The following is a 13196-nucleotide window of genomic DNA, read 5'->3' on the forward strand; positions in this document are numbered from 1 at the left end:
CACTGTCACCGGGATTTGGGCGGGGCTGCTGGTGTGGCGATCGCCGCACTGCGGTACGCACGGGGGCTGAGGCCGACGTACGAGGTGAAGTGCTGGCGGAACGTGACCTCGCTGGCGAAGCCCGCGCGCCGGGCCACTTCCGGAACCGGGTGGTCCGTGCGCTCCAGGAGCTTGCGGGCCTCGTCCAGGCGGTGGCCGAGGAGCCAGCGGTGCGGGGTGGTCCCGGTGGCGGCGACGAAATGGCGGGCGAAGGAGCGCGGCGACATCCCCGCCCAGCGGGCCAGCGTGGCCACGGACAGCGGCTCGTGCAGATGGCGCAGGGCCCGCTCCCGTACGGCCGCCAGGGCCTCGGCGGTCCGGTCCGCCGCCGGGGTGGGCCGGTCCAGGTACTGGGCGTGGCCGCCGGTTCGGAACGGGCCCGTCACCATGGACCGGGCGATGGCGGCGGCGGCCTCCGCGCCGTGGGCCTCCCGTACGAGGTGCAGGCAGAGGTCGATGCCGGAGGCCACCCCCGCGGAGGTCCACAGCCCGCCGTCCTCCACGTACAGCGGGGCGTCCTCGACCAGCACGGAGGGATGGCGCGCGGCGAGCTGCGGTGCCAGCCACCAGTGCGTCACGGCCCGGCGGCCCGCCAGCAGGCCCGCCTCCGCGAGGATGAACGCCCCCGCGCACAGTGCGGCGACCGGCACGCCCCGGGCGTGCGCGTCACGCAGGGCGGCGAGGACCGGCTCGGGCGTCGGGGCGGCGGGCTCGGCCAGCGCCGGCACGACGACGAGATCGGCCTCGGCGAGCCAGTCGAGCCGCCGGTCGGGTGCCAGGGTGAGCCCGCCGGGCAGCGCGATCGGCTCGGTATCGACGGCGCACCGGCGCAGCTCGAAGCGGGGGACGCCGAGGTGGCTGCGGTCGGGGCCCCAGACCTCCGTGATGACGGCGAGGTCGAAGCTGCGGATCCCGGGCTGGACGACGACGGCTACACGATGCATGCTGCCATCCTGGCAGGATCCCATCGTTTCGGGTCCCGGTTGCCGCTGTCGACGCACCGTCCGGCGGAAGATCATGAAGCCATGACGAAGAACGAGATCGCACTCGCCCCGAACGCCGCCCTGCTGGTCATCGACGTACAGAAGGGCTTCGACGACGCCTCCTACTGGGGCCCCCGCAACAACCCCGCCGCCGAGGCCAACATCGCCGCCCTCATGGACGCCTGGCAGGAGTCCGGCCGCCCCGTGGTGCTCGTCCAGCACGCCTCACGCGCCGCCGGCTCGGTCCTGGCCGCCGACCGGCCCGGCCACGCCTTCAAGGACTTCGTGGCGGACCGGGCGGGGCAGGAGTCCCTGCTTATCACCAAGACCGTGAACTCCTCCTTCTACGGCACCCCGGACCTGGCCGCATGGCTCACCGCCCAGGGCATCGGCCAGCTCGTGGTCTCCGGGATCCAGACCAACATGTGCGTCGAGACCACCGCACGGATGGCCGGGAACCTGGGCTACGACGTGCTCGTCCCGCTCGACGCCACCCACACCTTCGACCTCGAGGGTCCGGACGGGCTCCGGCTGACGGCCGACCAGCTGGCCGCCGCCACCGCCGTCAACCTCCAGGGCGGCGGCTTCGCCCGCGTGGTGACCACCGCTCAGCTGCTCGCCGCCTCCGGGGCGCCGGCCCGGCTCACCGCGTAGCAGGGGCGCCGGCCCGCAAACGCCGAGGCCCGGCACCCCCACTCGGGGGGCGCCGGGCCTCGCATGGCCGATCGGCGGATCAGAGCACGTCGGCGGCGATATGGGCCGCAACCCGCTCCAGCAGGGGACCCGCGTTCGGGATGGACTTGGCCGGGTCGGGCTCCAGGTCCGTCAGCGGGTACGCCTTGCGGATGCCGGCCGCCTCCAGGGCCTCCTGGCCCAGCAGCAGCCGCCCGCACACCGCCACGACGGGCTTGCCCGCCGCGCGCGCCGCCGCCGCGACACCGGCCGGGGCCTTGCCGTGCAGCGTCTGCTCGTCCAGCGAGCCCTCACCGGTGATCACCAGCGTCGCCCGCTCCAGCGCCGGGGCGAACCCCAGCACCTCCAGCATCAGTTCGATACCGGGCCGGAACGACGCGCCGAGCAGCAGCGCCCCGTACCCGATGCCGCCCGCGCCACCCGCACCCGGCGCGGCGGCCAGCCGGCCGGCCTTCTCGCCGATCGACTTCTCCAGCACCACCGCGAAGTGCGCCAGCGCCGCGTCCAGCGTCGCCACGTCCTCCGGCGACGCCCCCTTCTGCGGGCCGTAGACCGCAGGCGCGCCCTTCGGGCCCGTCAGCGGGTTGTCCACGTCGCTGGCCAGGACGAGGTCGACCTCCGCGAAGCGAGGGTCGATCCCGGACAGGTCGGCGGACGCCAGCCCCGCGAGCGCGCCGCCGCCCGGACCGACCGGTTCACCGTTCGCGTCCAGGAACACCGCACCCAGCGCGGCCAGCATCCCCGCACCGCCGTCCGTGGTGGCGCTGCCGCCCACGCCGAACACGATCGAGCGCGCCCCCGCGTCCAGCGCGGCCTTCAGCAGCTCGCCCGAGCCGTACGTGGTCGCCGTCAGCGGGGCGAACACACCCGCCGGCAGCAGCTGCAGCCCGGAGGCCTCCGCCATCTCGACCACGGCGGTGCCGTCGCGCAGCGCGAAAGCGGCCGTGACCTGCTCGCCGAGCGGTCCGGTGACCCGTACCTCCCGGCGTTCGAACCCGGCCGCCACGGCGGCGGCGACCGTGCCGTCGCCGCCGTCCGCGACGGGGAGGGTCTCGATCTCCACGCCCGGTACGGCCTTGCGAAGGCCCGCCGTCACCCGCTCCGCGACCTGAACGGCCGTGAGCGAGCCCTTGAATTTGTCCGCGGCGATGAGCACGCGCGCGGTCTCAGTTACTGCTCCGTCCGTCACCTTGCTAATCCCTTGCTATCGAACAGTGCAGTCGCGCCCCCATGAGCCTATCCGGAGGATCCTCCTATGCCCATGCGTGGCCTGGGTCACGTCCGGCGCGCCATGCCCCTAAATACGGATATACGCCTGCATAGTGTGGCCGCATGAGCGCGGAATCGCTGGAAGACGCACGTCCGGAGGGTCCGGACCCCGAACCGGACCGTGCCGTCGTCACCATCGGGGTGATCGCCGTGCTGGCCGTCGTCGCCTGGGCGGCGCCGGGCAAGGACTCCTTCGACACCGCGTCGGGCACCGCGCTGGCCTGGGTGCTGGCCAATTTCGCCTGGCTGTTCGTGATCGCCGCCGCCGTCTTCCTCGTCATGTGCGTCGTCCTCGCGATCAGCCGGTTCGGCCCCCGGAGCGGGTCCCGCCCGCCACCACGCCCTGCACGGGATGCGGGACGCGGTCACCGCCATGGTCGGCGACGCCCTCACCGACCAGGGCCCGGCCCGTCACCCCCGCCTGCGCCGCGTCGCCGAATCCCCCCGCCGCCACCGCGACGACCCGCCCGCCCCCCCACACCCCGGAGGCGTGATCCCGCCCGGTGGAGCCGCTGGGTAGGGTGGCGGCGTGACCACCACGGATGACTACGCCACGTACATCGCGAGCCTGCCCCGGGTGCTGGCCGGCGCCGCCGCCCTCTACCGGGACGCCGAGGGCCGGGTGCTGCTCGTCGAGCCCAACTACCGTGAGGGCTGGGCCCTGCCGGGCGGCACCATCGAGTCGGACCAGGGCGAGTCCCCGCGCACGGCCGCCCGCCGCGAGAGCGCCGAGGAGATCGGCCTCGACCTGCCGCTCGGCCGGCTGCTCACCGTCGACTGGACGCTCGGCGAGGGCCGCCCGCCGCTGGTCGCGTACCTCTATGACGGCGGCGTGCTCGACGAGGCGCAGCTCGCCTCGATCAAGCTCCAGGAGGAGGAACTGCTCTCCTGGCGACTGGTCGAGCCCGCCGAACTCACCACGTACCTCCCCGGGTCGCTCGGCCGGCGCACCCGAGAGGCCTACCGGGTCCTCGAATCCGGCGAGGGCGCCGCGGAGCTGGAGAACGGCACGCGCCCGGTCTCCTCGTGACACCGGGCTTACTTCGAGCAGGACAGAATCATCTGATGATCACGATGTACGCCTGGCCCAGCACCGCCGACGGGCCCGACGCCCTGCCCATGGTCCACTTCACCACCGAAGAGCAGGCGGGCGGCGAGGTCACGGCCGAGGGAACGCCGGTGTGGCTGTTCGACACCGCGATACGCGAGGGCGGCTGGGCCCAGTTCACCGATTTCGAGGGCTGGTCCGTCCCCGCCGCCGGCTGGCAGGCCTTCTACCACCGCGAGGACGACCTCCTCGCCGTGACCGGCCCGGGCGCCTGCGAGGGCTGGTACCAGGGCAACCTCGGCGCCGACGCCGACTGGGTGGCGGCGGCCACCGCCCAGCAGAGCGTGGTCCTGCTCGCCGCCCCCGTCCAGCACCCCTCGCTCTTCGGTTACGCGGTGGAGGCGGGCGCCGCGTTCGCCCTGCTCGTCCCGCTCGCGCTGGTCTGACGCGCTCCGGTCCGACTCACGCCGGTCCGATTCAAAGAGTGGCCTCGCCGGCCTCGAAGGCCAGCAGCCGCACCTTGCGCTCGACGCCGCCGCCGTAGCCGGTCATGCTGCCCGAGGCGCCGATCACCCGGTGGCACGGCACGATGATGCTGACCGGGTTCTTCCCGTTGGCCAGGCCCACCGCGCGCGAGGCGTTCGGCTTGCCGAGCTTGGCCGCGAGCTCCCCGTACGACCAGGTCTCGCCGTACGGGATCCGTACGAGCTGGTCCCACACGCTGCGCTGGAACGCGGTGCCCTCCAGCCGGACGGGCACGTCGAACTCGGTGAGCTCCCCGGCGAAGTACGCGGCCAGCTGCCGCACGACCTCGGGGAACGGCTTCTCGGTCGCGGCGACCCGCTCCCCGAAGGACTCCTCGGCGGGCCGGTGCCGCTGCCCGGTCATGTACAGGCCGCTGAGGACGCCGTCCGTGGCGACCAGGGTGAGCCGGCCGTAGGGGCTCTCGACGACGGTGTGCTGCTTGGTGCTGATGGTGTTCGTGGTGCTCATGACGGGATGCACTCCTCAGACGGGCAGGTGGTTGATGGGGTGGGCGTCGGTGGCCCACAGGTACTGCACGGCGTACGCGCGCCAGGGCCGCCAGCCGGCCGCCCGGGCAGTGAGCGCCACGGGGGTGGACGGCAGCCCGAGCTCCTTCGCGGCCCGCCGGACCCCGAGGTCGGACGGCAGGAAGGCGTCGGGATCGCCCAGCGCCCGCATCGCGATCACCTCGGTGGTCCACGGGCCGAACCCGGGCATCGCGTTCAGCTGTGCGCGGGCCGCCTCCCAGTCGCTGTCGATGCCGAGCGGGAGCGAGCCGTCGGCCAGCGCGCCGACGAGGGTCGTGAGGGTGGTGCGCCGGCTCGCCGGCAGAGCCAGGGCCTCCGGGTCCAGGGCGGCCAGCGCCTGCGGCGAGGGGAACAGGTGGGTCAGCCCGCCCTCGGGGTCGGGGTCGGCCACCGGTTCCCCGTACGAGGTGACCAGCCGGGCGGCGTGCGTACGGGCCGCCGCGGTGGACACCTGCTGGCCGAGCACCGCCCGTACGGCGAACTCCGCCGCGTCGACCGTCCTGGGCACCCGGCGCCCCGGGGCCTTGTCCACGAGCGGGGCCAGCAGCGGGTCGGAGCGCAGCTGCTCGTCGACGGCCTCGGGGTCGGCGTCGAGGTCGAGCATCCAGCGGCAGCGGCTGATGGCGATGGTGAGGTCGCGCAGGTCGGTGAGGGCGAGCTGGCAGCCGATGTGGTCCGGCTGCGGGGTCAGTGCGACGACCCCGGTGCCGTACGGGAGCCGCAGCGTCCGGCGGTACGCGCCGGACCGCCACTCCTCGACGCCGGGGACGGCGGTCGCGGCGAGGTGGCCGAAGAGGTTGTCGGGGTTGAGCGGAGCCCGGAACGGCAGGCGCAGGCTGATGGTCCCGGGGACCCTCGGGCCGGCCGGTGTCGCTGCGCGGCTCGCCTTCTCGGCCCGCAGGCGCAGCTCGCCGGGGGCGAGGGCGAAGACCTCGCGGACGGTCTCGTTGAAGGTCCGGATGGAGGAGAACCCGGCGGCGAAGGCGACGTCGCCCATGGGCAGCTCGGAGGTCTCGATGAGCAGCCGGGCGGTCTGGGCGCGCTGCGCCCGGGCGAGAGCGAGGGGCCCGGCGCCGAGCTCGGCGTTCAGCTGCCGCTCGACCTGGCGGGTCGAGTACCCCAGCCGTGCCGCGAGCCCGGGGACGCCCTCGCGGTCCACGACGCCGTCCTGGATGAGTCGCATCGCCCGGGCGACGGCGTCGGCGCGGGCGTTCCACTCGGGGGAGCCGGGGGAGGTGTCGGGCCGGCACCGCTTGCAGGCCCGGAACCCGGCCTGCTGGCAGGCGGCGGCGCTGGGCAGGAAGGTCATGTTCTCGACCTTGGGCGGCACCGCGGGACAGCTGGGACGGCAGTAGATCCCGGTGGTCCGCACGGCGGTGAAGAACCACCCGTCGAAGCGGGCGTCCTTCGACTGCACGGCCCTGACGCAGCGCTCGGTGTCGGTGTACATGGCTCCAGGATCCCGGCCCGGCCCCCGCGGGGCTGGCGATTTTCCGACATCAAGCGTAGCCGCCGACGCATGCGAAAGCCCCCGGCGCCTGACGGCGGCCGGGGGCCTCGTACAACTGCGGTGCTCCGGGTTACGGGAGCTGCGACGCCGCTCGCGCCTCGCGGCGGTTGTGGCGGAACGTGTTCGCGCGACGGGTCGTCGCGAACAGCGGGATGGTCGCCGCCATGGCGATCTGCAGCGCGCAGCCCGCCTGGAGCAGCAGCTGACCGCCCGGGGCGTCGAACGCCCAGGCCGCCAGCAGGCCCATGGCCCCGATGATCCAGCTCAGCATCGCCACCGCGAGGACACCCCGCGGCTTCGGGTACTCGACCCGGCTCACCATCAGCCAGGCCACCCCGATGATCGCCAGCAGCGTCGGGACGAACGGCAGCTCCAGCAGCACGATCGAGACGACCGTCAGCGCGCCGAAGGGGCTCGGCATGCCCTGGAACATGCCGTCCTTCATCGTCACGCAGCTGAATCTCGCGAGTCTGAGCACCACGGCCAGCAGCACCACGATCGCGGCCAGCGCCGACATCTTCTGCACCGCGTCGTCGGCGACCATGCCGTACACCAGCACGAAGTACGCGGGAGCCAGGCCGAAGCTGATCAGGTCGGACAGGTTGTCCAGCTCGGCGCCCATCGGCGAGCTGCGCAGCTTGCGGGCCACGATGCCGTCGAAGAGGTCGAAGACCGCGGCGAGCAGCATCAGTATCACTGCCGTCGCGGCGCTGTTACGGGCCATGCCCGACTCGCCGCTGCCGGTGAGGTGCGGGATGAGGATCCCGGTGGTGGTGAAGTACACCGCCATGAATCCGCACGTCGCGTTGCCGAGGGTGAGGGTGTCCGCTATCGACAGCCGCAGCGAGAGCGGCATGTCGTCCTCGGCGGACTCTTCCTCCGCGGCCTCGGGCACCCACCCACCCGACGGTGTGGTGGGAGTCTCAGGGTCAGTCACGGTCAATTCGGGTCACCCCCGCGGTGGTGGCCTGACCGACCTCGACCGCGACCTCGACACCCTCGGGGAGGTAGATGTCGACGCGGGAGCCGAAACGGATCAGACCGATGCGTTCGCCCTGCTCCACCTTGGTACCGGCCGGCAGGTACGGGACGATGCGGCGTGCGACGGCGCCGGCGATCTGCACCATCTCGATGTCGCCGAGCTCGGTGTCGAAGTGCCAGACAACGCGCTCGTTGTTCTCGCTCTCCTTGTTGAACGCCGGGACGAACCCGCCGGGAATGTGCTCCACGGACGTCACCGTGCCCGCGAGGGGCGCGCGGTTGACGTGGACGTTCAGCGGGCTCATGAAGATCGCGACCCGGGTCCGTCCGTCCTTCCACGGCATGATGCTCTGCACCACACCGTCGGCGGGCGAGATGACCCGGCCCTGCGTGATCTCACGCTCGGGGTCGCGGAAGAACCACAGCATGCCCGCCGCGAGAGCGGTGGTGGGCACGGCCACTGCCGCCCAGCGTCCGGACTTGCGGGCCCGGGTGAGGCTGAGCGCAGCGGTGGCGACGGTCGGCAGAAGCCACGGCGATGCTCCGCGTGCGAGACGTCCACCGAGGATGCCGACGCGAGGTGCAGAGGTTTGGCTGTGGGGCATGGATGACCTTCGTAGCGGGTGATTGCCGCGCCGCAAACAGGGGGACGGGACGGCGGCTTTACTGGAATGCTATCGGTTGCACGCAACAACTGGGCAAGCCAGAAGCCGAGTCGATGGCCGCAGGCCAGTGACTGCCAGTGATTCTTTTGCGACGAACCCATGGACGATCCGCCGCAAAAGGGACTTTCAGCCCTGGAGTCGGTACTCCTCGAGAAGGCGCCGACCGATGATCATTTTCTGGATCTCGGCGGTACCTTCACCGATCAGCAGCATCGGCGCCTCGCGGTAGAGGCGCTCGATCTCGTACTCCTTCGAGAATCCGTAGCCGCCATGGATACGGAAGGCGTCCTCCACCACCTCTTTGCAGTATTCGGAGGCGAGGTACTTCGCCATCCCTGCTTCGAGGTCGTTTCGTTCCCCGGAGTCCTTTTTGCGTGCCGCATTCACCATCATCGCATGGGCGGCCTCGACCTTGGTAGCCATCTCGGCCAGCTTGAACTGGATGGCCTGGTGCTCGGCGATCGCCTTGCCGAAAGTGTGACGTTGCTGGGCATACGAGACACCCAGCTCGAACGCACGCTGAGCGACACCGCAGCCACGCGCCGCCACGTTGACGCGGCCGACCTCGACGCCGTCCATCATTTGGTAAAACCCTCGGCCCGTCTGGCCTCCGAGGACCCGATTGGCCGGAATGCGCAGTCCGTCCATGATGAGCTCGGTCGTGTCGACGCCCTTGTAACCCATCTTGTCGATCTTGCCCGGGATGGTCAGGCCGGGACGGACCTCACCGAAGCCGGGCTCCTTCTCGACGAGGAAGGTCGTCATCGACTTGTGCGGGGCCGTGCCCTCGGGGTGGCCTTCGTCACTTCGCACGAGGACCGCCACCAGCGTGGAGCTGCCGCCGTTCGTCAGCCACATCTTCTGGCCGTTCAGGACGTACTCGTCGCCGTCCTTGACCGCCTTGGACGTGATGGCCGACACGTCGGAGCCCAGCCCCGGCTCGGACATCGAGAACGCGCCGCGCACCTCTCCCAGCGCCATACGGGGCAGGAAGTGGTCCTTCTGCTCCTGCGTGCCGTGCTGCTTGAGCATGTACGCCACGATGAAGTGCGTGTTGATGATGCCCGAGACGGACATCCAGCCCCGCGCTATTTCCTCGACGCACAGTGCGTAGGTGAGCAGCGACTCACCCAGGCCGCCGTACTCCTCGGGGATCATCAGCCCGAAGAGGCCGAGCTCCTTGAGGCCGTCGACGATCTGCTGCGGGTACTCGTCACGGTGTTCGAGCTCGGTCGCGACCGGGATGATCTCCTTGTCGACGAACTCCCGGACGGTCTTGAGGATCTCCCGCTGGACGTCGGTGAGCCCGGCGGTCTGGGCGAGTCGGGCCATGGCTACTTCCCCTGTTCCTTCAGCTGCGGGCGGCCGGGCTGCTCGCCGCCGCGCTCCTTGATGTACGTCTCGGTCGGGACCATCACCTTGCGCCGGAAGACGCAGACGAGGGTGCCGTCCTGCTTGTAGCCCTTGGTCTCCACGTAGACGATGCCGCGGTCGTTCTTCGACTTCGACGGGGTCTTGTCGAGGACCGTGGTCTCGCCGTAGATGGTGTCGCCGTGGAAGGTCGGCGCCACGTGCCGCAGGGACTCGATCTCCAGGTTGGCGATGGCCTTCCCGGAGACGTCCGGCACGGACATGCCCAGCAGCAGGGAGTAGATGTAGTTGCCCACGACCACGTTCTTGCCGAAGTCGGTCGTGTTCTCCGCGTAATTGCTGTCCATGTGGAGCGGGTGGTGGTTCATGGTCAGCAGGCAGAAGAGGTGGTCGTCGTACTCGGTGACCGTCTTTCCGGGCCAGTGCTTGTAGACCGCCCCGACCTCGAACTCTTCGTAAGTGCGTCCGAACTGCATCGGGATCAGGCCTCCGGGATCTCGAACTTGGTGGTGCGCTGCATCCCGGCCGCGCGGCCCTTGCCCGCGATGACCAGGGCCATCTTGCGGCTGGCCTCGTCGATCATCTCGTCGCCGAGCATGGCCGAGCCCTTCTTGCCGCCGGCCTCGGAGGTGCACCAGTCGTACGCGTCGAGGATCAGCTCGGAGTGGTCGTAGTCCTCCTGGGATGGGGAGAAGACCTCGTTCGCCGCGTCGACCTGGCCCGGGTGCAGCACCCACTTGCCGTCGAAGCCCAGCGCCGCCGCCCGGCCCGCCACCTCGCGGTACGCGTCCACGTCGCGGATCTGGAGGAAGGGGCCGTCGATCGCCTGGAGGTTGTGCATGCGGGCCGCCATCAGGATCCGCATCAGGATGTAGTGGTACGCGTCCGCCGGGTAGCCGGGCGGCTGCATGCCCACGACCAGCGACTTCATGTTGATCGAGGCCATGAAGTCGGCCGGGCCGAAGATGATGGTCTCCAGCCGCGGCGAGGCGGCCGCGATCTCGTCGACGTTGACCAGGCCCTTGGCGTTCTCGATCTGCGCCTCGATGCCGATCTTGCCGACCTCGAAGCCCATGGTCTTCTCGATCTGGGTCAGCAGCAGGTCCAGCGCCACGACCTGCTGAGCGTCCTGGACCTTCGGCAGCATGATGCAGTCGAGGTTCTGGCCCGCGCCCTCCACGACCGTGATGACGTCGCGGTACGTCCAGTGCGTGGTCCAGTCGTTGACGCGCACGACCCGGGTCTTGCCGGTCCAGTCGCCGTTGTTCAGCGCGTCCACGATCGTGTGGCGGGCGCCCTCCTTGGCCAGCGGGGCGCAGGCGTCCTCGAGGTCGAGGAAGACCTGGTCGGCCGGCAGGCCCTGGGCCTTCTCCAGGAACCGCGGGTTCGATCCCGGAACCGCGAGGCAGGAGCGGCGCGGCCGCAGCCGGTTCACGGGAGACGATGCAGAAGGAGCAGCGGCGGAGCCGCTTCCTGCAAGGGCGGTGGTGGGCGACGGGTGGGCGGTCATGCGGGGACCTCCAGAGGGTCGAGCTTGTTCGCTTTCCGGATCTCGTCGACGATACGGCCGATGATCTCCGTGATACCGAAGTCCTTGGGTGTGAAGACGGCAGCGACTCCGGCCGCCTTGAGGGCGATGGCATCGGCGTTCGGAATGATGCCGCCGAGCACGACGGGGATGTCACCCGCCCCCGCCGTACGGAGGCGTTCCAGCACGTCCGGCACGAGCGCGCTGTGCGAACCGGACAGGATGGACAGTCCCACGCAGTGCACGTCCTCGGCCAGCGCCGCCGAGGAGATCTCCTCGGGCGTCAGCCGGATGCCCTGGTAGACCACCTCGAAACCGGCGTCGCGGGCCCGTACGGCGATCTGCTCGGCGCCGTTGGAGTGCCCGTCCAGGCCGGGCTTGCCGACCAGCAGGCGCAGCCGGCCGGAGCCCAGGTCCTCGGCGGTACGGGCGACCTTCTCGCGGACGAGGGCCATCGGCGTGCCCGCCTCCGCGGTGACGGCCACCGGGGCCGAGGAGACCCCGGTCGGGGCGCGGAACTCGCCGAACACCTCGCGCAGTGCGTTTGCCCACTCGCCGGTGGTGACACCGGCGCGGGCGCACTCCAGGGTGGCCTCCATCAGGTTCTCGGTCCCGGCCGCGGCCTGCTTCAGCCGGTCCAGGGACTGCATCACCGTCGGGAAGACGAACGGGTCGCCGTTCCCCTGCCGGTCCGATGACTCCTGACGCTCCTCGCGCCAGCGGCCGATCCGCTCCACGGTCAGCGCCTCGACGGCCGGGTCGACCGTCATGATGGCGCCGTCCAGGTCGGCGGTGAGCGGGTTCGGCTCGGTCTGCTCGAAGCAGTTGACGCCGACGATCTTGTCCTCGCCGGCCTCGATCCGGGCCCGCCGCTCGGCGTGCGAGGAGACGAGCTGGGACTTCAGGTACCCGGACTCGACGGCGGCCATCGCGCCGCCCATCTCCTGGATCCGGTCGATCTCGGCCAGGCAGTCGGCGACCAGGGAGTCGACTTTGGCCTCGATGACGTGGGATCCGGCGAAGATGTCCTCGTACTCCAGCAGGTCGCTCTCGTGCGCCAGAACCTGCTGGATACGCAGCGACCACTGCTGGTCCCAGGGCCGGGGCAGGCCCAGCGCCTCGTTCCAGGCGGGCAGCTGCACGGCGCGGGCGCGGGCGTCCTTGGAGAGGGTGACCGCCAGCATCTCCAGCACGATGCGCTGGACGTTGTTCTCCGGCTGAGCCTCGGTCAGGCCCAGGGAGTTGACCTGGACGCCGTAGCGGAAGCGACGCTGCTTCTCGTTCTCGATGCCGTAGCGCTCGCGGGTGACCTTGTCCCAGATGCGGCCGAAGGCGCGCATCTTGCACATCTCCTCGACGAAGCGGACGCCCGCGTTCACGAAGAACGAGATACGGGCGACCACCTCGCCGAAACGATCCTCCGGGACCTGGCCCGAGTCGCGCACCGAGTCCAGCACGGCGATCGCGGTCGACATCGCGTACGAGATCTCCTGGACCGGGGTGGCCCCGGCCTCCTGGAGGTGGTACGAGCAGATGTTGATCGGGTTCCACTTCGGGATGTGGTTGACCGTGTACGCGATCATGTCCGTCGTCAGGCGGAGCGAGGGCCCGGGCGGGAAGACGTGCGTCCCGCGCGAGAGGTACTCCTTGACGATGTCGTTCTGGGTGGTGCCCTGGAGCAGGGCGATGTCCGCGCCCTGCTCCTCGGCGGCCACCTGGTAGAGCGCCAGCAGCCACATGGCGGTGGCGTTGATCGTCATCGAGGTGTTCATCTGCTCCAGGGGGATGTTCTGGAACAGCCGCCGCATGTCGCCCAGATGGGAGACCGGGACCCCGACCCGGCCCACCTCGCCGCGGGCGAGGATGTGGTCGGGGTCGTAGCCGGTCTGCGTCGGAAGGTCGAACGCGACCGACAGGCCGGTCTGGCCCTTGGCGAGGTTGCGGCGGTACAGCTCGTTGGACGCCTCGGCCGTGGAGTGGCCGGCGTACGTCCGCATGAGCCACGGACGGTCTTTCTGGCGCTCTGTCATCTCAGGCTGTCCCTTTGGCCCTTGAAC

14 protein-coding genes and 1 pseudogene are annotated in these 13196 nt (G+C 70.8%); 4 read left to right on the forward strand and 11 right to left on the reverse strand.

Going from position 1 to position 13196, the window contains the following annotated elements:
• Positions 1–5: 5 nt before the first annotated feature.
• Positions 6–983 carry a helix-turn-helix domain-containing protein gene (locus AB0M76_RS04820; protein ID WP_365951547.1) on the reverse strand — a complete coding sequence of 326 codons (978 nt, stop codon included), beginning with the start codon at positions 981–983 and terminating at the stop codon, positions 6–8.
• Between the two features lie 81 nt (positions 984–1064).
• On the opposite strand from AB0M76_RS04820, the gene AB0M76_RS04825 reads away from it, so the two are divergent.
• On the forward strand, positions 1065–1676 hold the full coding sequence (locus tag AB0M76_RS04825; RefSeq protein ID WP_365951548.1) for a cysteine hydrolase family protein: 612 nt from the start codon (positions 1065–1067) through the stop codon (positions 1674–1676).
• A gap of 79 nt (positions 1677–1755) precedes the next feature.
• On the opposite strand, the gene AB0M76_RS04830 is transcribed toward AB0M76_RS04825, so the two are convergent.
• Positions 1756–2904: a glycerate kinase gene (locus tag AB0M76_RS04830; RefSeq protein ID WP_365951549.1), complete on the reverse strand. Its 1149-nt coding sequence runs from the start codon at positions 2902–2904 to the stop codon at positions 1756–1758.
• Positions 2905–3047: 143 nt separating this feature from the next.
• Between AB0M76_RS04830 and AB0M76_RS04835 the strand changes: the two are divergent.
• A pseudogene (locus AB0M76_RS04835) lies at positions 3048–3296 on the forward strand (BCCT family transporter); the annotation flags it as partial.
• Here AB0M76_RS04835 and AB0M76_RS04840 read toward each other — a convergent pair.
• Entirely contained in the window at positions 3283–3465 is a 183-nt protein-coding gene (locus AB0M76_RS04840) for a hypothetical protein (protein WP_365951941.1), read from the reverse strand. The pseudogene AB0M76_RS04835 and the gene AB0M76_RS04840 overlap by 14 nt on opposite strands.
• Before the next feature lie 48 nt (positions 3466–3513).
• On the opposite strand from AB0M76_RS04840, the gene AB0M76_RS04845 reads away from it, so the two are divergent.
• Both AB0M76_RS04845 and AB0M76_RS04850 read left to right on the forward strand, forming a co-directional pair.
• Positions 3514–4014, forward strand: a complete 501-nt coding sequence (locus AB0M76_RS04845; protein WP_365951550.1) for an NUDIX hydrolase — start codon at positions 3514–3516, stop codon at positions 4012–4014.
• Positions 4015–4049: 35 nt separating this feature from the next.
• Positions 4050–4478 carry a hypothetical protein gene (locus AB0M76_RS04850; protein WP_365951551.1) on the forward strand — a complete coding sequence of 143 codons (429 nt, stop codon included), beginning with the start codon at positions 4050–4052 and terminating at the stop codon, positions 4476–4478.
• Positions 4479–4509: 31 nt separating this feature from the next.
• Here AB0M76_RS04850 and AB0M76_RS04855 read toward each other — a convergent pair whose 3' ends face one another.
• The 8 genes from AB0M76_RS04855 to AB0M76_RS04890 all read right to left on the reverse strand — a co-directional run bounded on the left by AB0M76_RS04855 (position 4510) and on the right by AB0M76_RS04890 (position 13169).
• Positions 4510–5025, reverse strand: coding sequence for a methylated-DNA--[protein]-cysteine S-methyltransferase (locus AB0M76_RS04855; RefSeq protein ID WP_365951552.1), 516 nt, complete (start codon positions 5023–5025; stop codon positions 4510–4512).
• Between the two features lie 15 nt (positions 5026–5040).
• Positions 5041–6534, reverse strand: a complete 1494-nt coding sequence (locus AB0M76_RS04860; protein WP_365951553.1) for an AlkA N-terminal domain-containing protein — start codon at positions 6532–6534, stop codon at positions 5041–5043.
• 130 nt (positions 6535–6664) lie between these two features.
• Positions 6665–7489, reverse strand: a complete 825-nt coding sequence (pssA, locus tag AB0M76_RS04865; protein WP_365951554.1) for a CDP-diacylglycerol--serine O-phosphatidyltransferase — start codon at positions 7487–7489, stop codon at positions 6665–6667.
• Between the two features lie 34 nt (positions 7490–7523).
• Positions 7524–8180, reverse strand: coding sequence for a phosphatidylserine decarboxylase (locus AB0M76_RS04870; protein WP_030868027.1), 657 nt, complete (start codon positions 8178–8180; stop codon positions 7524–7526).
• Positions 8181–8366: 186 nt separating this feature from the next.
• Positions 8367–9572, reverse strand: coding sequence for an acyl-CoA dehydrogenase family protein (locus AB0M76_RS04875; RefSeq protein WP_030868030.1), 1206 nt, complete (start codon positions 9570–9572; stop codon positions 8367–8369).
• Between the two features lie 2 nt (positions 9573–9574).
• Positions 9575–10087 carry a MaoC family dehydratase gene (locus AB0M76_RS04880; protein WP_030155134.1) on the reverse strand — a complete coding sequence of 171 codons (513 nt, stop codon included), beginning with the start codon at positions 10085–10087 and terminating at the stop codon, positions 9575–9577.
• Positions 10088–10092: 5 nt separating this feature from the next.
• Positions 10093–11046 carry a CoA ester lyase gene (locus AB0M76_RS04885; RefSeq protein WP_365951910.1) on the reverse strand — a complete coding sequence of 318 codons (954 nt, stop codon included), beginning with the start codon at positions 11044–11046 and terminating at the stop codon, positions 10093–10095.
• Positions 11047–11117: 71 nt separating this feature from the next.
• Positions 11118–13169 carry a protein meaA gene (locus tag AB0M76_RS04890; RefSeq protein ID WP_365951555.1) on the reverse strand — a complete coding sequence of 684 codons (2052 nt, stop codon included), beginning with the start codon at positions 13167–13169 and terminating at the stop codon, positions 11118–11120.
• Positions 13170–13196: the final 27 nt, after the last annotated feature.

The sequence above is a fragment of the Streptomyces sp. NPDC051364 genome (assembly GCF_040682115.1).
Classification (GTDB): Bacteria; Actinomycetota; Actinomycetes; order Streptomycetales; family Streptomycetaceae; genus Streptomyces.

Coding starts and splice junctions, on each gene's coding strand:
- AB0M76_RS04820 (WP_365951547.1), bottom strand. CDS start 983: ATGCATCGTGTAGCCGTCGTCGTCCAGCCCGGGATCCGCAGCTTCGAC.
- AB0M76_RS04825 (WP_365951548.1), top strand. CDS start 1,065: ATGACGAAGAACGAGATCGCACTCGCCCCGAACGCCGCCCTGCTGGTC.
- AB0M76_RS04850 (WP_365951551.1), top strand. CDS start 4,050: ATGATCACGATGTACGCCTGGCCCAGCACCGCCGACGGGCCCGACGCC.
- AB0M76_RS04855 (WP_365951552.1), bottom strand. CDS start 5,025: ATGAGCACCACGAACACCATCAGCACCAAGCAGCACACCGTCGTCGAG.
- AB0M76_RS04860 (WP_365951553.1), bottom strand. CDS start 6,534: ATGTACACCGACACCGAGCGCTGCGTCAGGGCCGTGCAGTCGAAGGAC.
- AB0M76_RS04870 (WP_030868027.1), bottom strand. CDS start 8,180: ATGCCCCACAGCCAAACCTCTGCACCTCGCGTCGGCATCCTCGGTGGA.
- AB0M76_RS04875 (WP_030868030.1), bottom strand. CDS start 9,572: ATGGCCCGACTCGCCCAGACCGCCGGGCTCACCGACGTCCAGCGGGAG.
- AB0M76_RS04880 (WP_030155134.1), bottom strand. CDS start 10,087: ATGCAGTTCGGACGCACTTACGAAGAGTTCGAGGTCGGGGCGGTCTAC.
- AB0M76_RS04890 (WP_365951555.1), bottom strand. CDS start 13,169: ATGACAGAGCGCCAGAAAGACCGTCCGTGGCTCATGCGGACGTACGCC.